This is a genomic window from Reichenbachiella sp., assembly GCF_965223055.1.
Taxonomy (GTDB): domain Bacteria; phylum Bacteroidota; class Bacteroidia; order Cytophagales; family Cyclobacteriaceae; genus Reichenbachiella.
Map to the genome: position 1 here is coordinate 148,902 of NZ_CBDCVM010000007.1, position 18,843 is coordinate 167,744.

General features: G+C 38.4%; 17 protein-coding genes. 3 read left to right on the forward strand and 14 right to left on the reverse strand.

The genetic code is table 11. The features are described 5' to 3' along the window. Positions 1-8: 8 nt before the first annotated feature. The 3 genes from ACOQO5_RS07580 (at position 9) to ACOQO5_RS07590 (ending at position 4,299) form a co-directional block, all read left to right on the forward strand. Positions 9-269, forward strand: coding sequence for a hypothetical protein (locus ACOQO5_RS07580; RefSeq protein WP_420581087.1), 261 nt, complete (start codon positions 9-11; stop codon positions 267-269). A gap of 209 nt (positions 270-478) precedes the next feature. Beyond that, on the forward strand, positions 479-3,610 hold the full coding sequence (locus tag ACOQO5_RS07585; protein WP_420581088.1) for a WD40/YVTN/BNR-like repeat-containing protein: 3,132 nt from the start codon (positions 479-481) through the stop codon (positions 3,608-3,610). A 155-nt stretch (positions 3,611-3,765) separates the two neighbouring features. Then, complete coding sequence (locus ACOQO5_RS07590; RefSeq protein WP_420581089.1) at positions 3,766-4,299, forward strand: peroxiredoxin family protein; 534 nt, start codon at positions 3,766-3,768, stop codon at positions 4,297-4,299. Positions 4,300-4,311: 12 nt separating this feature from the next. Here the strand turns inward: ACOQO5_RS07590 and ACOQO5_RS07595 are convergent, their stop codons facing one another. The 14 genes from ACOQO5_RS07595 to ACOQO5_RS07660 form a co-directional block, all read right to left on the reverse strand. After that, positions 4,312-4,611, reverse strand: coding sequence for a hypothetical protein (locus ACOQO5_RS07595; protein WP_420581090.1), 300 nt, complete (start codon positions 4,609-4,611; stop codon positions 4,312-4,314). Positions 4,612-4,691: 80 nt separating this feature from the next. Then, positions 4,692-7,847, reverse strand: coding sequence for a hypothetical protein (locus tag ACOQO5_RS07600; RefSeq protein ID WP_420581091.1), 3,156 nt, complete (start codon positions 7,845-7,847; stop codon positions 4,692-4,694). Between the two features lie 93 nt (positions 7,848-7,940). Next, positions 7,941-8,639, reverse strand: a complete 699-nt coding sequence (locus ACOQO5_RS07605) for a sulfite exporter TauE/SafE family protein (protein ID WP_420581092.1) — start codon at positions 8,637-8,639, stop codon at positions 7,941-7,943. Beyond that, the gene (locus ACOQO5_RS07610) at positions 8,639-9,073 is read right to left on the reverse strand and encodes a FixH family protein (protein WP_420581093.1); all 435 of its coding nucleotides are present in this window, start codon (positions 9,071-9,073) and stop codon (positions 8,639-8,641) included. Before ACOQO5_RS07610 ends, ACOQO5_RS07605 begins: the two co-directional genes overlap by 1 nt. Further along, the gene (gene ccoG / locus ACOQO5_RS07615) at positions 9,073-10,485 is read right to left on the reverse strand and encodes a cytochrome c oxidase accessory protein CcoG (protein WP_420581094.1); all 1,413 of its coding nucleotides are present in this window, start codon (positions 10,483-10,485) and stop codon (positions 9,073-9,075) included. The genes ACOQO5_RS07610 and ccoG overlap by 1 nt, the downstream gene beginning before the upstream one ends. A 4-nt stretch (positions 10,486-10,489) precedes the next feature. Next, positions 10,490-11,386: a cbb3-type cytochrome c oxidase N-terminal domain-containing protein gene (locus ACOQO5_RS07620; RefSeq protein ID WP_420581095.1), complete on the reverse strand. Its 897-nt coding sequence runs from the start codon at positions 11,384-11,386 to the stop codon at positions 10,490-10,492. 190 nt (positions 11,387-11,576) lie between these two features. Continuing rightward, complete coding sequence (gene ccoN, locus ACOQO5_RS07625; RefSeq protein WP_420581096.1) at positions 11,577-13,694, reverse strand: cytochrome-c oxidase, cbb3-type subunit I; 2,118 nt, start codon at positions 13,692-13,694, stop codon at positions 11,577-11,579. 163 nt (positions 13,695-13,857) lie between these two features. Next, positions 13,858-14,025, reverse strand: a complete 168-nt coding sequence (locus ACOQO5_RS07630) for a PLDc N-terminal domain-containing protein (protein ID WP_420581097.1) — start codon at positions 14,023-14,025, stop codon at positions 13,858-13,860. 4 nt (positions 14,026-14,029) lie between these two features. Further along, complete coding sequence (locus tag ACOQO5_RS07635; protein ID WP_420581098.1) at positions 14,030-14,869, reverse strand: universal stress protein; 840 nt, start codon at positions 14,867-14,869, stop codon at positions 14,030-14,032. Positions 14,870-14,875: 6 nt separating this feature from the next. After that, complete coding sequence (locus ACOQO5_RS07640; protein WP_420581099.1) at positions 14,876-15,718, reverse strand: universal stress protein; 843 nt, start codon at positions 15,716-15,718, stop codon at positions 14,876-14,878. 92 nt (positions 15,719-15,810) lie between these two features. Beyond that, positions 15,811-17,169: an oxygen-independent coproporphyrinogen III oxidase gene (gene hemN / locus ACOQO5_RS07645; protein WP_420581100.1), complete on the reverse strand. Its 1,359-nt coding sequence runs from the start codon at positions 17,167-17,169 to the stop codon at positions 15,811-15,813. A gap of 81 nt (positions 17,170-17,250) precedes the next feature. Further along, on the reverse strand, positions 17,251-17,421 hold the full coding sequence (gene ccoS / locus ACOQO5_RS07650; RefSeq protein WP_420581101.1) for a cbb3-type cytochrome oxidase assembly protein CcoS: 171 nt from the start codon (positions 17,419-17,421) through the stop codon (positions 17,251-17,253). Further along, positions 17,418-18,176: an HAD-IC family P-type ATPase gene (locus ACOQO5_RS07655; RefSeq protein WP_420581102.1), complete on the reverse strand. Its 759-nt coding sequence runs from the start codon at positions 18,174-18,176 to the stop codon at positions 17,418-17,420. The genes ccoS and ACOQO5_RS07655 overlap by 4 nt, the downstream gene beginning before the upstream one ends. Then, positions 18,130-18,843, reverse strand: a 714-nt coding sequence (locus ACOQO5_RS07660; RefSeq protein ID WP_420581103.1) for an HAD-IC family P-type ATPase, incomplete at its 5' end; no start/stop codon positions are given. The genes ACOQO5_RS07655 and ACOQO5_RS07660, both read right to left, overlap by 47 nt.

The window sequence follows — 18,843 nt, forward strand, 5'->3', positions numbered from 1 at the left end:
TTTAAATTATGAGTATCATCGGAATCGAAATCCCACGACTAGAAGAAGATCAGGACATCAGCGTGGAAGTCAAGATCAATGGAATTAAAAAGCAATACAACTATCGTGTTGAAATATTCTACTGGGAGGAATGTCCATTTCCAACTGAAGACAGAGTAGAGTGTATCAAGAATTTGGTATCAAGCTATGATCAGGAGTGGGATTTGGCACATATTGGTATTCCTACGGACGAATATATTCCGATTACATTTAGAAAAAAGAGAGAATAGATTTTTGAAGCAAGTCTAGAATTCTTATTATTGTTAGGATTTCAACTGGTTGTGTCCTGGATTAGAGTACATAACCTCAACTATATAACCACGTGTAAGCGTGGTTTTTTTATATCCTTCTGTTTATCATTTTATTAATCCGCCTATCAGAATAAACACCTTCTTCGGGTTATTATGGTTATTTTAGTTTTACAATAAACTATTAATCCATGCGAAAAATATTAACAACCCTAAGTTTAGCTCTATTCTCATTTCTTATAAATGCTCAGGACATAGATATGTCACTAATGAAGGGCATCAAAATACGTAATATAGGACCAGCCGGTATGAGTGGTCGAGTGACGGCCATAGATGCTGTTCATGCTAATCCGGATATCATTTATATCGGAACAGCATCTGGAGGAGTATGGAAGTCTTTAGGTGGTGGAGTGACCTGGATTCCTGTTTTTGAAAAGGAGGCTGTAGCTTCAGTGGGAGCACTTGCTATTGATCAATCGAATCCTGATGTAATATGGATTGGAACTGGAGAAGGAAACCCTAGAAATAGTGCAACGAGCGGTGCTGGAGTATATAGAACACTAGATGGAGGCGTCACATGGCAATTAATGGGGCTAGAAGGAACCAGAAATATTCATCGGGTGATTGTAGATCCAAGAAATTCCAACATGGTCTATGTTGGAGCTCAAGGTTCTGCTTGGGGTGAAAGTGCGGATAGAGGAGTTTATAAAACTATCGATGGAGGCAAAACATGGAAAAAGATTCTTTATACCAATTCAAAAACAGGCATAGGTGAACTAATTATGGATCCTAATAACCCAAACAAACTATTCGCTGCGATGTGGGAGTTTAGAAGATGGCCTTGGTTCTTTAAATCTGGAGGAGAGGGGTCTGCGCTGCATGTGACTTATGATGGCGGAGAGACTTGGAAGAAATTATCGAGCGACGATGGATTGCCTGAAGGAGAATTAGGCAGAATGGGATTGGCTATATCTAAGAGTAATTCTAAAGTAGTATATGCCTTGATAGAATCGAAAAAGAATGCGCTCTACAAATCTGAAGATGGAGGAGTAAAATGGAAGAAGGTTCAGGACAAACAAATAGGTGGGAGACCGTTTTATTACGCTGAGATTGCCGCAGACCCATTGAATGAAAATAGATTATATAATATCTATTCTGAAGTAGGATTGAGTGAGGATGGAGGAAAGACATTTTCAACGTTGTTGGGTTGGAACCCAACACGTGTGCATGGTGACTACCATGCAATATGGATTCATCCTACAGACCCTTCTCTAGTGATTATAGGGAATGATGGTGGACTGGCCATTTCTAGAGATCGTGCAAAGACTTTTCGTTTTGTAGAAAATTTGCCTGTTGGTCAGTTTTATCACATATCAACAGATAATCAAGTACCCTACAATATCTATGGTGGAATGCAAGACAATGGTTCTTGGATAGGTCCATCCAATTCTCTTAGAAATGGGGGCTTGAGAAATAGTTATTGGGATGAGATCGCCTTTGGAGATGGATTTGATGTAGTGCCTGATCGATCCAATCCGAGGTATGCCTTCGGCATGTGGCAAGGGGGTAATGTGCTGTACATTGATTTGGAAACCGGAGAATCACAATACATAAAACCAGTACATCCGGAAGGAAAAAACTTGAGGTTTAACTGGAATGCAGCAATAGCTCAAGATCGCACGAATCCTGATGTGATATACTACGGAAGTCAATATGTCCATAAGAGTATAGATAAAGGACAGAATTGGACCATTATTTCTCCTGACCTGACTACCAATGATCCTGCTAAACAAAAAAGCAATGAAAGTGGAGGGTTAACTATGGATGCTTCAGGTGCTGAGAATTTCACAACCATATTGGCTATTTCACCATCACCAATGGATGATCAGGTGATATGGGTTTCTACCGATGACGGAAATATTCAATTGACCAAGGATGGAGGTAAGACTTGGACGAATCTCAATAGCAGAATTAAAGGCTTGAAATCAGGTGCTTGGATGCCACAAATAAAAGCTTCCAAATACAATGCTGGAGAAGCAGTCTTGGTAGTTAATGATTACAGAAGAGACGATTGGACACCTTGGTTATACAGAACAAAAGATTATGGGAAAAGTTGGGAAAGGTTGATCGATGAACAAGACGTATCCGGTTATGTGCTGAGTTTTGTACAGGATCCGGTAGAACCTAATCTGATGTTTGCAGGCACTGAGTTTGGTTTGTACGTATCATTCAATGCTGGACAATCATGGAATCAATGGAAAGAAGGTTATCCAACGGTTTCAACATACGATTTGGAAATCCAAGAAGAGTTTGGAGATTTGGTAATAGGTACGTTTGGGCGCTCCATTTGGGTGTTGGATGATATACGGCCATTGAGAGCTTTGGCCAAAGAAAGCACTTCACTGTTAGAGAAAAATATACATGTGTACGAAGTTGCAGATGCTTACCTATGGAGTCGGAAAGAGGCAGCTGGCACAAGATTTCAAGGTGATGCTATTTATAAGGGGGATGACAAAGCCAATGGCGCATTATTGACTTACTCCCTGAAGAAGACATCAAAACAAGATACAACGATCAAATCTGATACAGTTTGGGTCAAAGTGTTTGATGCTGAGAATAATGAAATTAGAAAAGCATATACAATAGGCAAGCAGGGAATGAACCGTTACAACTGGGATATGTGTCAAAAAGGATATCGCTCTACATCTACTGCAAAGCCGGATAAAGAAATTCAGGATGTTTCTGGTCGTTGGGTGCTTCCAGGTGAGTATAAAGTTCAGTTTAAATATGGGAACGATTCTATGGTGACCAATGTCTTAATTAAGAAAGACCCTCGAATTGAAATTACGAAAGAAACTATGGCGAAGAATGCTCAAACGCTGGATCAAATTAACAAGTACCGGATGTTGGCAACTACAGCAATAGATCAGCTCAATGGAGCAAAGAAAAGCATTGATTTAACTTTGGCTGCCATGAAAAGACAAGATGTGACGAATGATGAAGTTTCTAAGCAATCTAAAGTTCTGAAAGAGAAAATTAAATCTCTCAAAGAGTTGATAAATGAAAAAGAAGACTTGCAAGGATTTATCGATGGTGGTAAGCTTATTTCCGGGCAGCTCTGGACTGCCAGTTACTACTCTCAGCTATACAGTAGAAATAACACATCTCAGGAGATGGTAGCCAATCAACTAAAAACACAATTGAATGGAGTGCTGGCTCAAACCAATGAGTTTTTTGAAACTGAATGGGCAACATTTGAGAAGGATGTGAATGCGTTGAATTTGAGTTTATTCCAGTCTTATGAAAAACTAGAGATAGATTAATTCGTGTTTTCCATCCTAAGCGATGAATGTAAACTCTCTATAAGGCGTTAAATTTTGTTAGGATTGTTCAAATGAAATGTATTGGGTAAAGTCTATATTTAATGTTGAATTGAATTTTGCGTTGCTTTTGGCTCAGTATTAGCTAACATACAGATATGAAACTACTAACAGTACTTTTTATAGGTTTGATAATGATGGGGCCTAGTGATCCTACTTTTAAAGTAGGAGAGGTCGCACCTGATATTGCCTTGCCTAATATGAATGGTGAAATCGTTAAGTTATCTTCACTAAGGGGTCAAATGGTATTTATCGACTTTTGGGCGTCCTGGTGCAAGCCATGCCGAAAAGAGAATCCACAGATTGTAGCTGATTACATGAAGTACAAGGATGAAGAATTTGAAAACGGGACTGGATTTACAGTGTATAGTATTTCACTTGATAAAAAAAAGGAAGCCTGGCAAAAAGCGATATCGAAAGATAGTTTGATCTGGACTACTAATGTCAGCGACTTGATGGGCTGGAAAAACGAAGCTGCATTAAGATATAAGATTGGTAGCCTGCCTATGAGTTATCTCATAGATGGAGATGGGGTGATCGTAGCTGTCAACCCAAGAGGGGATAAGCTCGAAAAGGCACTTAAAAAGAATCGGAAATCCGAATCCTGGTTTAAGTCCCTTTTCGGTTACTGAACTTGGTAGCGCTTAAAGATTTGCTTTGGCGCGAGCAGTTAAATCTTTCAAACTTTGCATTGCTCTTGATTTGGCTTCGTCAGGAAATGCACTAGCAGTACATACAAAATTTTCTGAAGCATCTTCAAAATTGTCGTATTCTGTACCATCTACAACATAGGTGCAATCGTCATCAGATCCAGATGAACAGCAAACAGAAAATTCTACTTCACATACTTCATCTTTTTCGCATGACTCTTCATCATCATCGCTACATGCTCCAAGTGTAAAGACAGATGCAAGCAATGCATATAAAAATATTTTGTGTTTCATATTATTGATTTTTAATTTCTACTTGATCTTACTTTAAATGTAATGATCTATTCGTGATTATATTGTTTTAATAGTTAAAATTATATGCCTTCGGCACCTGTATCAAAATTAAATGCTTTTGGCTGGAATCGGAATTCCAATACTTTTTCCTGCGTTTTTATTTTGGTTTCCATGGTTGTTCTTTTCCCAGGACTACTATTTTCATTGGTAAAATCACCATCTTTTCCGATAATCATTCTTCTGATCATTTTCTTTTCTTTCACAGGTCCTTTGTCTTCCAGATTGAATTTTTTGTTTTTACCCAATACTTGAAAGATATTCACACCTGCATGATATTCAAACACTTCTCCAAAGCTCTGCATACCCATCACTTCCACATCAAAAACACTAGTGACTACATAGGTACTTGGTACATAGACTGCATCTTTAAATAAGAACATGTGGGTATCAATTGTTTTAAATCGCATCGTATCCAGGTTGCTTACTTTAGGCAAATACTGGGCCATATCCTGAACGTATGGATAGTGATATATCCCACCATCATGAAATTTAAGATCACAGGTCATTCTCAAATCGTCATAGACAATTGAATCACCGATCATCACCATTCTTAAGAATAAATTGTCTGAAGATACAAAACCATTCAATTGCTCATAAGTCATTTCTTTTTGATCGAAATTTTTCATTTCCTTCATCAATCTTCTGACATTCAATTCGGAAATGTTGCTTTTCATTTCAATTTCCATTTCATCCTCTGGTTTCATGTGAAATTGAAAAGATGATGTGGTCTTTCCGCCAAATCCGTTAAACTTAAATTGATCAATAGTATATACGGTGTCACTCACATTATACAACGCAGAAATGTCATCCAATATGGCATCTTCATATTTTATATCACTAATGGCTAGTTTACCTTTTACTTCCATGTTAGATAAATCTACTTCCAATTTGGTAGTGAGATTGTTTACCGCAGCTGTTTGACCATAGCGAGTTTTTTTCACCTCTATGGTGCTTTTTGCAAGATTATTGGCATCATTTGCGTTGAAACTGGCACTAATGCCTTCGACCCTTGAATCGTCGTAAGTGAAGCTTTTTATCGATGCCTCTCCTGTGATTTCATAATTCCAATGGATAGGCTCTGCTTTCTCAGGAGAGGGAGCTTGTTCAGCTTCCTGTGGTATGAAAGCAGCCAATGCACGGTAGTCTAAATCTCCCAGCTTAATATCGCTATTCACTTTGAGTGTGCCAGGTTGATTTCTGAGTGCCGTATTAATGGCATTTTCTACTGTGGTTTGTATATCAAATGAAATGCCTTGGTAGCCACCTTTCAAGCCGTTGATAGCAATATTGTGATGGTTTTTGGTGATTTTGCCTCGAAGGTTTTTCACATTCATTAGCGTATCTTTCATATCTAAATATACTTGGCTGAGTTTCAGCTCTATATTGGTATTGTCATACAAGATGGCTTCGATTTCGCTATCACTCATTTTCTCAATATTAAGCTTTCCTTTTGTCTGAATAGAAGCTTGTATTGATCCACTCATATCATTGACCAAAGTATCTGATGTGAATCTCTTGATTTTAGAAAGATCCAAGTCCAGACGATTGTTGGCGACAAATTCTAAGTGTTTGAGTTGATTTAGTTTAGCAGAACCATCTACAGTTCCTTCTGTAGTGGCCAGATGAAAGGATGGAATATTTATGTTCAATGTTTCAGGCTTCATCGGGTCGCCATCGAATCTCAGATCAAAGCTATTTTTTATTAATTCAACTTTATACTCGGGCAAATATGTACTCAGGTTTTTCAAACTTATGCTATTGTCAGAATAGCTTAGTTTACCATTCATTTTTTTCAAATGAATCGATTCATCCATTTTAAGTTTAAAATTTTCGAATGTTACATCTGCGATGGTATGAGCTAATGCAGATTTCACGAAGTCACTCGTTACAGAATCTGGAGCTGTACCTTTTGTAGCGAGCTGAAGATTTATTTTGCCACCAATATCTTGAGCGATCGAATCTGGAATGATTTCTTTTGATTCATCAAAATCTAGCTCCAAACTTGATTTTAGGTTATATTTTAATCTGTCCAGGTTGCTGAAATCACCACTGATTACCATTTTATTGCCACTTATGCTGGCGGCCAATTCAGATAGTTTGATGGCTGTGGTGGTATTGTTGTTTTGTGCGCCGTTCGTTACTTCAGTATCTACTGCGATATTGTAAATCAATGGATAGTTTTCATACTTTATACTACCTTTTTCATACTTGAGCGCAATTTCGTAATGAGGAAGCTCATCTTCTCCCAGCATTCCTTCGACTCTGGACGTCATATCTAAACTTCCGGAAAGCTGATTGATGCCGTTAGAGGCTAAGATTCCATCCGGAGCATACTTAGTGAGTTTAGCCAAACTTGGCGCTTTGATAGTGGTATTTAAGTTGGCGTAGATTTGATCTCCAAGGATTAATTTGCCTTGAGAGGATACATTAATTTCTGCTGTTTGAATTTTTAAAGATTCAAACTCCAATGTATCGGTTTTATAAGTCAAGTTGACGGATAGATTGGCTTTCTTCATACGGTCCAAATGGGTGTCTTCGATGTCAAGCGCTGTGATTTCTAGATCCCCTTTGAAGTGCGCAAAAGCCTTTGGATCTTTGAGTCTGACTGCCCCATTGATTTTAGGGATGTAGACTTTGCTTTTTATCTTTTGTTGATCGTCTTTATAAATCAAGGAGAAGTTACTTAGTTTGATTCCTTCTGCATTCAGATCCAAAGGTTCTGATTCGATATCTTCTTCTACTATCACAGTATCCGAACTCATAAGAAAATCAAAGTTAGTGCCTCCAAGTGTGTCGATTTCGTATCTTAAATAGCCATTTTGAATTTCAACATTTCGGATGTTGAATACACCGTTTAGCATCTCTTTTGTGTTGATAGCTATAGACAAGTTTTGCATTTTAGCTAACGTATCTATTCCTACGATTTCATGGTTTTGATCCCACACATAAGCGCCTAACCATAAATCTTCAAATTGAATACTTCCATAAGGAAAATCCTTGATCAAAGAGAAACTCACCTTTTTTTTGCCCAATGGTGCATCAAAAAAACTACCTATTTCTTCAATCGCATAGTTAGTAATTCGTTCTTGTAATATCCATCCGCTAAAAGCTAGTATACCGAATGTTATGAAAAAAATGAGAAGGCCAATCTTTAGGACTTTTAAAAATAGCTTCATGAAGTTCTTCGCGTTGGTGGTTAAATATTTACTTCAATTTAATTCGAATTCAATAAATGTGTAGAACATACCGATATATTCTTTGTTAATAAATTAATCGCAAACGGTAATGTCCGCAGTAGGATAAAGAAAAGATATCGCTGGACTCAAATAGGGAATGTTTAAATCAAGTCCTCGCACAATGAGAAGACAACCTAATGAAAAGATGAAAATGGTGGAGAGTTTGTTCAAATTAATAAAGGAAAGTTTTTGAAAAGCCCTTCCAGAAATAGCTACAAGTAACATGGCAGGAAATGTGCCTAGACCAAAAATCACCATGTATTTGGTGCCTTCGAGAAAACTAGCTGTTGCTAGTGCGCCTGCCACGGCGGCATATACTAATCCACAAGGAAGAAATCCATTCAGCATACCAAGTAGGAAGGTGCCGGATAGCTTGTTGGTATGAAGCCATTTTGCCAGTGTTTTTTTTAGGCCTTGGGCCAGCTTATACATGGGTTGGTATACTTTCCCTCTGATCGAACTGGATACAGCCAAGGCTACCATAATCATGAATAACCCCATGCCTATGGAAAAGGCTTGTTGATACCCTCCAAATGACACCAACTCGCCCAGAAGGCCAAATAACAAGCCAATAAATGCGTAAGTTAATACTCTTCCTATGTTGTAGAGTATGCGACTGGTGAGAAATCTTGATAAGGATGACTGACCAGAAAGAGCCAATGCAATGGGGCCACACATCACTACGCAATGTAGACTTCCTACAAAACCAAGAAATAGAGCCGTCCAGTGCATTAGAGGACTATTTTTTGTTCGGAAAAATACTCCTTGTTTTCAGTATTCCAATGGAGTTTGGTTTTCCACAAACCTGAGCCAAATGCTGAAACTGGAAATACCTGACTGTTTTGCTCGTCTAATTTGATTTTTATTTTTTTATCAAATTTGTGATCCGAAGGCCTGAAAAAATGAATTTCTCCATTTTTCATTTGGTCTGCAACTTCACTTGGAAAACTCAATACGATTTGACCGCCATCTCTTTTCACTATTGGTTTGTCAGGGAGACTTTCAAAATTCCTAATCCTGTTCATTTGATCCTCATAGGCCAATTCCTCTTCGTAGTAATTTACAGCCACGAGATTTACATCGTGCTGCATGGAAATGACCACCATGGTAATAATAACTCCTGCAAATAGCACAAAGGCTAACACTATACTCTTTCCCCAATTCATTATTTCATTTTTACTGGTCCTAAAAACTTGGTGTCGATTTCGTCTATCATGACACCATCTTTAAAAACACCAATGTCGATACTTGATTTAGTTTTGGTGATGTTTGATGTTGGCATTTTAATGAAAAAGACACCTTCATATTTGTCATTGGCTGGAATAACAATGTTTTGTGTACCCACTCGGTCGATATGGGCTTCTTTCAAATTCAATACCTTTAATTCTAATTCTAATTCCTCAAAGGTCTTGTTGACAAATTGAATATTGTAGAGGTTTGAAATTTGCCCATCATCTGTTTTTTGATAGAGTGTGCCAGGTACTTTCAATACTGTAATTTCTACATCAGACCTAGAGACAAGCATGAAAGACAAAAACACCATCATAGCCAATAGAACAATTGAATAGCCTGCCACTCGTGGCGTGAAAAGCTTTTTCTGACCAGTCTCTATAGCCGTATGTGAGGACAATCGGATCAACCCTTTAGGTTTTTTGATTTTGGTCATTACTTCATCGCACACATCCATACAGGCTGTACAATTCACACATTCCAGTTGAGTGCCATTACGAATATCTATTCCTGTAGGGCAGACATGTACACAAAGCTTGCAGTCTATACAATCCCCGGCATCTGATTTTTGTTCGCTCTTCTTGATCTTTGTTCGTGGCTCGCCTCTCAACCAATCATACATGACTGCCATCGTTTCCTTTACGATTAATACACTTTGCAATCTTCCATAAGGACAAACCGTGACACAAGCCTGTTCTCTGAAATAGGCAAAAACCCAGTAGAAAATACCGGTAAAAACAGCAAGTCCAATGAACCCACTCATATGAGCGGTTGGCGGTTGAGATATTATTTCTTTGACTTGTTCAATTCCAATTAAATAAGCCATTACCGTGTGAGAGATCAATATGGAAAAAGCCAAATAGATAAAATGCTTTAAAGATTTTTTCCAAACTTTGGATGCATTCCAAGGTGCGGCATTGAGTTTTCTTTGTTGATTAGCGTCTCCTTCTATCCAGTATTCAATCTTTCGAAATACCATTTCCATGAAGAGTGTTTGAGGGCAAGCCCAACCACACCAAACGCGACCAAAGGCTACGGTAAACAAAATGATGAACACAAAAAAGGTGACAGCCAATAAAGCCAACAAAAAGAAATCCTGGGGCCAGAATGCCTGCCCCAGGATTACAAATTTTCGTTCAAATATGTTTAGAAGAAGTAGGGGATGTCCTCCAATTTCTATGAATGGACCAGAGAACAATAGCCCTAAAAGTATGACCGTTACTACAATTCTGTAATTATGAAATTTGCCCTTTGGTTTTTTAGGGTAAATCCATACTCTTTTACCAGATTCGTCTACAGTAGATATCGTGTTTCGGTACTCTTCTTCAAACTCATAATGGTTTTCCATATAGTTATTCTGCAGGAATTTCTTCGGAAACTTCAGCTTTATATAGCTCTCCCTGCGGTGCTTTTGCATTGGCAGGGTTTGTTCCTTTCAAAGTTTCTATATACGAACTAACATCATTCATCTTGCTAGGAGAGAGGACATCGCCCCAAGCAATCATTCCTTTATCGGGAACTCCATCTTTGATAGTATTATAAATGTCCTGAATACTTCCTCCGTGCAACCAGTAATCATCTGTAAGATTGGGGCCAATTCCGCCCTCACCAGCTGCTTTGTGACAAGCTACACAATTACGTTCGTATACCGTCTTTCCGCTAGCTAGCACTGCAGGGTCATCAGAAAACACTATGTTTGATTCGTCTATAGAGCTACCTGCTTCTGCTTCGCTCATATTTGCTTGAGCTTCGGCCATAGCGATCTCATATTCTTGCGTTTGCAGAGGAAGTGAACCACTGATGTGGTACATGAACATATAAACCACTGCAAAAACGATCGACGCGTAGAACATATATTTCCACCAGGGTGGTAAATGATTGTCTAATTCTCGGATACCATCGTAATCATGGTCGAGTTCGATAGTCGCTTCTTTATCAATCGGAACAGCATCCGTCAGCCCTGCATAAAACTTAGACCAGGCACTTGGCTCTTCTATATATTCAATGCCCTTTTCTTTGGCTTTTCTTATGGCATCTTCTCTAACCATTACTCGAAGAATAACAAGTAAGTAAAAGGCCACGAGTAAAACCAAAAGCATAACCACCAAAACCAATACAATCATGATTTTGGAAGAGTCAATTGAGTTCATTGAAGTAGCGATGTCGCTTTGTGCGAATGAAGCTGGACCTGTAAGGAGCAACATCAAAAAAGCTCCCAGTCCCTTTATATATGTTTTAAATTGATTCATGTGATTAAGATTTAGGGGTTTTATTGATCGGAAGATTTTTCATTTCATCAATGTATGAATTATTAACTCCTTTGAAAACCCACCAAAGTAGCCCAACAAAAAAGATGAAAAAGATAGATAAGGAAATAATTGGCCAAATCGCCACACCATTTACCTGTTCGAAATAGTATTTAAACATAATGACCTCCTTTTATTCTTTAACAGTAATATCCTTTCCTAATCGCTGTAAGTAAGCGATCAGTGCAATAATTTCAGCATCACCCGAAATCTCTACATCTTCAGCAGCTAAATTATCAGTGATAGTTTTAGCCTGAGCTTCCAATTCACTATTGGCAGTCTCCTCATATCCATCAGGATAAGGTACGCCCACCGTTCTTAATGCACTGATTTTTCCAGCAGTCAGTTCCTTGTCAATCATTTGCTCAAACAACCAAGGGTAAGGCGGCATGATTGACCCTTCAGAAACCTGAGCCGGATCAAGCATGTGATAAAAATGCCATGAATCTGATTTCTTTAGTTTACCAACACCTTCACGAGCTAAATCTGGACCAGTTCGTTTGGATCCCCACAAGAATGGATGATCATATACGAATTCACCTGCTTTTGAATATTCGCCATATCGTTCCGTTTCAGATCTGAATGGTCTAATCATCTGCGAATGACAGTTGTTGCATCCTTCTCTGATGTATATGTCACGACCGTGTAATTCCAAAGGAGTATATGGTTTTACAGAGGCAATAGTTGGAACGTTAGATTTAATTAAGAATGTGGGTACCAATTCAATGATTCCACCGATTAGAATTGCTACTAAAGAAAGTGTCGTAAAAATGACTGGCTTTCTTTCAAGAACACTGTGCCAGTGTCCACCTGTGATTTCTTTCTTTTCTAATGCAGGAGCTTCAGCTTCTTCATCACTGACAAACGATCCCATGCCAGCAGTCTTGATGAGGTTGTAAATCATGATGAGGACACCAATTAAATACAAACTACCACCAACAGCACGAAGCATATACATCGGTAAGATTTGGACTACAGTTTCCAGGAAATTCTTATAAACTAAAAAGCCTTCTGCATCAAACTGCTTCCACATAGATGCTTGTGTAATACCTGCAACATAAAGCGGTAAAGCATAGAAAATGATTCCCAATGTACCTAACCAGAAATGTGTGTTTGCCAAATTTCTTGAGAACAATTCAGTCTTCCACATTTTAGGAACTAGCCAGTAGAACATACCGAAAATGATAAATCCATTCCAACCTAGTCCACCAACATGAACGTGAGCCACAATCCAATCCGTATAGTGGGCAATGGCGCTTACGTTCTTCAATGAAAGCATCGGACCTTCGAAGGTTGCCATACCATAGGCGGTTACAGCTACTACCATAAATTTAAGCACCGGATCTTCACGTACTCGATCCCATGCGCCTCTAAGTGTCAATAGACCATTCAACATACCACCCCAAGACGGTGCGATTAGCATGATGGAGAATACTACGCCTAAAGACTGTGCCCAATCTGGTAAAGAAGTGTATAATAAGTGGTGAGGACCTGCCCAGATATAAATAAAAATCAATGACCAAAAGTGAATAATCGAAAGTCGATAAGAATATACCGGTCTGTTAGCTGCCTTTGGGAGGTAGTAGTACATGATACCCAAGAATGGGGTGGTGAGGAAGAATGCTACCGCATTATGACCATACCACCATTGCACCAGTGCATCCTGAACACCGGCATACCAAGAGTAACTTTTGAATAAAGTCACCGGAATTTCCATAGAGTTCACAATATGTAAAACAGCTACGGTTACGAATGTGGCGATATAAAACCAAATAGCCACATACATGTGGCGCTCTCGTCTTTTGATGATTGTCCCGATCATATTGATGCCAAATACGACCCAAATCAAGGTGATGGCAATATCAATAGGCCATTCGAGTTCGGCATACTCTTTACTAGTTGTAAATCCCATCGGTAGAGTGATTGCAGCTGCCAGGATAATCAATTGCCAACCCCAGAAATGAATCCAGGAGAGCATATCATTAAACATTCGAGTCTTGAGCAATCGCTGCATCGAATAATAAACGCCCGCAAACATCGCATTTCCTACAAATGCAAAAATTACTGCGTTCGTATGCAACGGCCTGACTCTACCAAAAGTGGTGTATTGTAAGTCGAAATTGAAGGCTGGATAAAACAACTGAATAGCAGCAGTGAGTCCTGCAAGCATAGCCACCACTCCGAAAATAATGGAGGCAATAGTAAAGTACTTGACAATTTTATTGTCGTAACTGAATTTTTCTAGTTCCATATGAGGCAATTGATTTTATAATTTGAAGACTAAATTAGGTTACTATGTCAGGTCTGTGAAATTTTTTATATCATTCAAAAACATGATAAAAATCATGTGATAATATTTTTATCAATTTATTCATCAAAAAGTGAGTTTACAAGCCGTTTAAGACATTTCTTATTTACTTCTTATGCTTGAACCAATATACAATAGGGCCAAGAATAGGCAGTAGAATAACAACTGCGAACCAAATAACCTTTTGATCATTTTTGATATTGCTTTTTGCAACAGAAACAAGTGCCCAAATGGCGAATGCAGCAGCTACTACAGCGATTAATATTCCGTTCATACTTTTATTTTTTTTCGTGGATAGTCATCATCGGTTTGTCAGTTTTAGAAGCCATGGCTTTAGTGTGACTTTTATTAATCAGACGGTCAAGCACTGTGTGATTTTTTGGTAACATAAAAAGCATATCTAATTCCAAGTCGCTGATGGCTTCCATTAAAATGTCTTCAAGTTTTCTATTATCAGTAAAAGTGTGATAAGATTGTTTAAGACCATTAAAATAATTAGAAATACTCAATTTAATATCATCATATACAAAAAGCTTGTGCTGCTTAGAGGTTACGTTTAAGAAACAAAGCTGAGAGAAATTCACTGTTGCAAAATCTCGAAGTGGCGCCAGAATATTTGGGTCATCAAAATCAGAATAATCTATAGCTACTCCTAGTTTTTTGAAGGTAACAGATTCACAAGACTCAGGAATCACTAGCACAGGTATTTTGGCTCTTTCCACCATGTCCATACTGTTACTGCCTAGGAGATTGGTGAGCCAGCCATGTTGTGATTTTGTTCCAGTTATAATCAAATCGCATTCATTTTGAATGGTACAGCTGTATATGGCATTGTGAAGGGGAGCATTGTATTTTGTGTTACAAACTTCTATCTCTCCAACATCATTTGTGCTAATCAGTTTTTCAAATTGTTCATCAAGTTGCTCATGATACTCCTGAAGGAGCGGTTGGATAATGGAAGTAGCACCTACCGCTTCTGCGTGCAAATGAGGTACATGTGTTACAGATACAATATGGATGCTGGATCCTGTTTTTTTTGCTAACAAGAGCGCTGAGCGAAAAGCATTTTCAGCACATGGAGAGTAGTCCATAGGGACTAATATTCTATTAATTTTCATTGCCTTCTATTTTATACTGCAAGTCCACACTGGAATTTTAGCGTGATTCACTACGTCTTCTGCCACACTTCCGACAAATAAGTGGATCAATCCTTTATGACTATGGGTACTCATACCTATCATACCTGCTTTAATCTGCCAACTAAAAGAAAGAATCCCTTCTTCTGGCTTAAAGGCTTTAGCAATATGTACCTCGTAGTTTTCAATGTTGTTTTTACGTGCTATTTCTTTTAATCTTTCTTTACCCAGGTCTTCATTTACAGAATTGTGTGGAGTATCTACCCAAACCAAATGAAGCTTTGCATTGAATTGTTTTCGATACTCATCGAATGCTTTCAGGATATTTCCGTGAGTATCATCCAGATCCGTTGCAAAAACGACATCATTGATGGTGCTGGCATTGCACTTCTCAGGAATGGCCAAGACTGGGCAATGGGCGTTTCTAACTATTTTCTCAGTATTAGATCCAACAAGTAGTTCTTTGAGACCAGTAGCGCCTTTGGTACCCATTACGATCAAATCAGCGTCTAGTTCTTCTAATTGGTCAGTTATTCCATCGTAGGCATTACCCATCAGAATGACTTGATCTATCTCCGCTTTTCCATCATAAGAATGAAGGACATCTCTCATTTTTACATTAGCCTTATCAATTAATTGTAGAGTAAAAATTTTATCCATTGTTTCTTCTGGCTCTACTTCTCCTGTAACATTGAATGTAGTAGCCAGAGGGTACTCAATGACATGAATAAGTTTAATCTTAGCTTGTGTCTTTTGGCTAAGCTGAACAGCAAAATCCAAAGCAGCTGCTGCATATGGACTGAAATCGTATGGGACGGCAATAGTTTGCATGACATTAATGTTTGTTTAACACTATAAAGGTATCATACTGAGTTAGTGCTTCATCTGAGTAAAAGCAATTCAAAAAATGATTTAGATCATATTCAAACCGTCAGGCTAAATTTGTTAGACTTTTCTGATTCATTCCATAAGAAGATGTCTAAGGCCATACAAGCATTTCTGACGAATGGGCGTCCTTTTTTTGTTATGCTAATATGACCTGGTTCAAATGTTACTAAACCATCAGTAATCATTTCTTGAAGTCTCGGTTCCACTTTTTCGAAAAGTCCTGCCTGTGTGTCTGATAAATCCCACCTTGTCTCGAATTGACACATCAGGTTGGTGATATGTCTTCTTACGAATGCTTCTTGTTTGGTTAAAATGTGTGTTTTGATAATTGGAAAATCTCTGTTTTCAACCACTTTTTTATAGACCTCCACTTTTTTCTCGTTTTGACCATATCCAAGCCAGGAATCTCCAATGGCCGATACACCAAGACCAATGGAAAGCATACTATGGTTGGTGGTATAGCCCATAAAGTTTCTATGCATAGTTCCACTATTGGCTGCTTCATTCAATGAATCATCAGGTAGTGCGAAATGATCCATGCCTAATTCGTTATATCTAATATCAAGGAGTAATTGTTTGCCCAATTCGTACAGTCTCCTTTTTTCATCATTGTTTGGTAAGTCTTTTTCAGTGAACATACGTTGGCCTGGTTTGACCCATGGGACATGAGCATAACTATAAAATGCTATCCGATCGGGTCTTAACTTCTGAACTTTTTCAAAAGTGCCTTTAATGCTATTGTCCGTTTGCAAGGGGAGCCCATAAATCAAATCGAAGTTGATGGATTCGTACCCTATGCTTCTTGCTTGATCCACTACCTTTTTTACTTGTTCATAAGTCTGGACTCGGTTAATAATATGTTGAACTTTTGGATCGAAGTCCTGAATGCCAAAACTGACTCGACGAAACCCCTGATCGTAGAGTGTTTTTAAGTGTTCTTCTGTGGTATTGTTTGGGTGTGCTTCAAATCCAAATTCTGCATCATTACGGATGATTGAAGTTTGTCGAATTCCGTCAATTAATCGAGCTAAATTTTCAGGACTGAAGAACGTAGGGGTTCCTCCACCCAGGTGTATTTCAGTAATTTCTGGGACATCATCGAATAATTCCAGGTATAACTTCCATTCCTTTAATACAGTATCAATATATGGTTTTTCAACTGCATGATTGATGGTGATTCGAGTGGTGCAGCCACAATATGTACACAGACTTTCACAAAAGGGTAGGTGAATATAAAGACTGATACCCTTATCATTATTAGTCAGATTGAACGCATTTTTGATTTGCCCTTTCCAACCTTCCAGGTTTAGGTTTTCATTCCAAAAAGGTACAGTAGGGTAGCTTGTATATCTTGGCCCTGGAATATTGTATTTACTGATCAGTGAAGTTGCCATGTCTTTATTTTAATTATGGCAAATCAACCGGAGTCTGTGCGTACTTCTAAAGGAGTCGATCACATGAAAACATGATCTGTATCATTTATTTTTCGAAGCGGTCGACGTTTTAGGTTTATCGTCATACAGGATCCGCATAGCCGGAGAGTCTGTATCTTCATATTGATCTGATTTGACTGACCAGATGAAGAGTGCAAGAAATGCCAGGGCAATCACAAGGCTGACTACAATAAGTATTACTAGAATTTTCATGCCTTCAAATTTAATCTATGACTAATAAATTTCACACCAAGTGTGGATAAGGCCACTACTGTAATACTGCTGATAGGCATGAGTATCGCAGCAATTACGGGAGTGATGAATCCTGCCACCGCCAGTGCTAACCCAACAATATTGTATATGAATGATACGACAAATCCAGCTAAAACGATACGTTTGGATGATTGGACTAGCTGAAGAAATTTAGGCAATTCCGTGAGCTTATCTCCAAGCATAATGACATCACTTGCTGGAGTAAAGTTGGACATATTCTCTGCCACGGATAAACCTACAAAACTACGTTTCAAGGCTCCTGCATCATTGAGTCCATCACCTATCATCATTGTTTTTTGCTTCTTTTCGAAGTCTTCAATAGCATGAAGCTTATTCTCTGGTGTTTGATTGAAACTGATTTTTGTTCCTTGAGGAAATATTTTGTTTAGGTTCTCTTGTTCAGCTTCATTATCACCTGATAAAACGGCAAGGTCAAATAATTTACTGAGACGGTCTATCATTGAGTTTAATCCCGACCGATATTTAGTTCGAATTAGAAAACGCCCAATTATTTCCTGATTAATAGAGACAGCTATAATGGATGCATTTGATGAGTCAACTGATAAACCTATAAAAGCTGGAGACCCCAATCTTATTTCGAATCCATTTACAATTCCGGAGATGCCTTTTCCTTTTTCTTCCTGATAATCAGATACAATATTTTCCTTTTTGGATTTGTGGAAGGTGCTGAGCAAGTTGCAAGCTCAATGGATGCACAGATTGAGTAGCTAATGAGTGTAAGCTACTTTTCTCATGATTAGTCAATTCACGACCTATCCACTCTACTTTTTGTTTACTGCCTGTAGTGATGGTTCCAGTTTTGTCAAAAACTATTTTTTGGATTTGCCACAATTTTTCAATGACATGAGTGCCTTTCAAGTACATCTTATGAAAGCCCAAAGTATTCATAGTGGCATTCAATGTGAATGGAGTGGCCAATGCTAGTGCACAAGGACAGGCAACTATTAATACAGAAGAAATGACAAACAGTACTTTAGAACTATCTACCACTGACCAATAAACTCCTGAAATTAGCGCAATCAGCAGTACAATGGGAGTAAAGTATCTGCTCACTTGATCTATAAGAGAGGGGGTGCTCATATCACTATCCTCAAAGGAAGAATGATTCCATAGTTGAGTCAAATAGCTTTGCGAAACGGGTTTTATTACTGTCATTTGAACAGCTACCCCCTTGATTTTGCCACCAGCATATATTTTATCACCTTCGAAAATTGTATTGGGGATAGACTCTCCAGAAACAAAGCTGTAATCTACCAATGCTTCTTGGCTCATAAGGATAGCATCACAAGGTACAATTTCCTCGTTTCGTACTTCAATGAGGTCATTTACTTCCAAGTTAGA

Bases quoted from the DNA above. Each gene is read 5' to 3' on its own strand.
- ACOQO5_RS07635 (WP_420581098.1), bottom strand. From the start codon at position 14,869: ATGAAAATTAATAGAATATTAGTCCCTATGGACTACTCTCCATGTGCT.
- ACOQO5_RS07585 (WP_420581088.1), top strand. From the start codon at position 479: ATGCGAAAAATATTAACAACCCTAAGTTTAGCTCTATTCTCATTTCTT.
- ACOQO5_RS07595 (WP_420581090.1), bottom strand. From the start codon at position 4,611: ATGAAACACAAAATATTTTTATATGCATTGCTTGCATCTGTCTTTACA.
- ccoG (WP_420581094.1), bottom strand. From the start codon at position 10,485: ATGGAAAACCATTATGAGTTTGAAGAAGAGTACCGAAACACGATATCT.
- ACOQO5_RS07630 (WP_420581097.1), bottom strand. From the start codon at position 14,025: ATGAACGGAATATTAATCGCTGTAGTAGCTGCTGCATTCGCCATTTGG.
- ccoS (WP_420581101.1), bottom strand. From the start codon at position 17,421: ATGAAAATTCTAGTAATACTTATTGTAGTCAGCCTTGTGATTGCCCTG.
- ccoN (WP_420581096.1), bottom strand. From the start codon at position 13,694: ATGGAACTAGAAAAATTCAGTTACGACAATAAAATTGTCAAGTACTTT.
- ACOQO5_RS07600 (WP_420581091.1), bottom strand. From the start codon at position 7,847: ATGAAGCTATTTTTAAAAGTCCTAAAGATTGGCCTTCTCATTTTTTTC.
- ACOQO5_RS07590 (WP_420581089.1), top strand. From the start codon at position 3,766: ATGAAACTACTAACAGTACTTTTTATAGGTTTGATAATGATGGGGCCT.
- ACOQO5_RS07605 (WP_420581092.1), bottom strand. From the start codon at position 8,639: ATGCACTGGACGGCTCTATTTCTTGGTTTTGTAGGAAGTCTACATTGC.
- ACOQO5_RS07580 (WP_420581087.1), top strand. From the start codon at position 9: ATGAGTATCATCGGAATCGAAATCCCACGACTAGAAGAAGATCAGGAC.
- hemN (WP_420581100.1), bottom strand. From the start codon at position 17,169: ATGGCAACTTCACTGATCAGTAAATACAATATTCCAGGGCCAAGATAT.
- ACOQO5_RS07610 (WP_420581093.1), bottom strand. From the start codon at position 9,073: ATGAATTGGGGAAAGAGTATAGTGTTAGCCTTTGTGCTATTTGCAGGA.
- ACOQO5_RS07620 (WP_420581095.1), bottom strand. From the start codon at position 11,386: ATGAATCAATTTAAAACATATATAAAGGGACTGGGAGCTTTTTTGATG.
- ACOQO5_RS07640 (WP_420581099.1), bottom strand. From the start codon at position 15,718: ATGCAAACTATTGCCGTCCCATACGATTTCAGTCCATATGCAGCAGCT.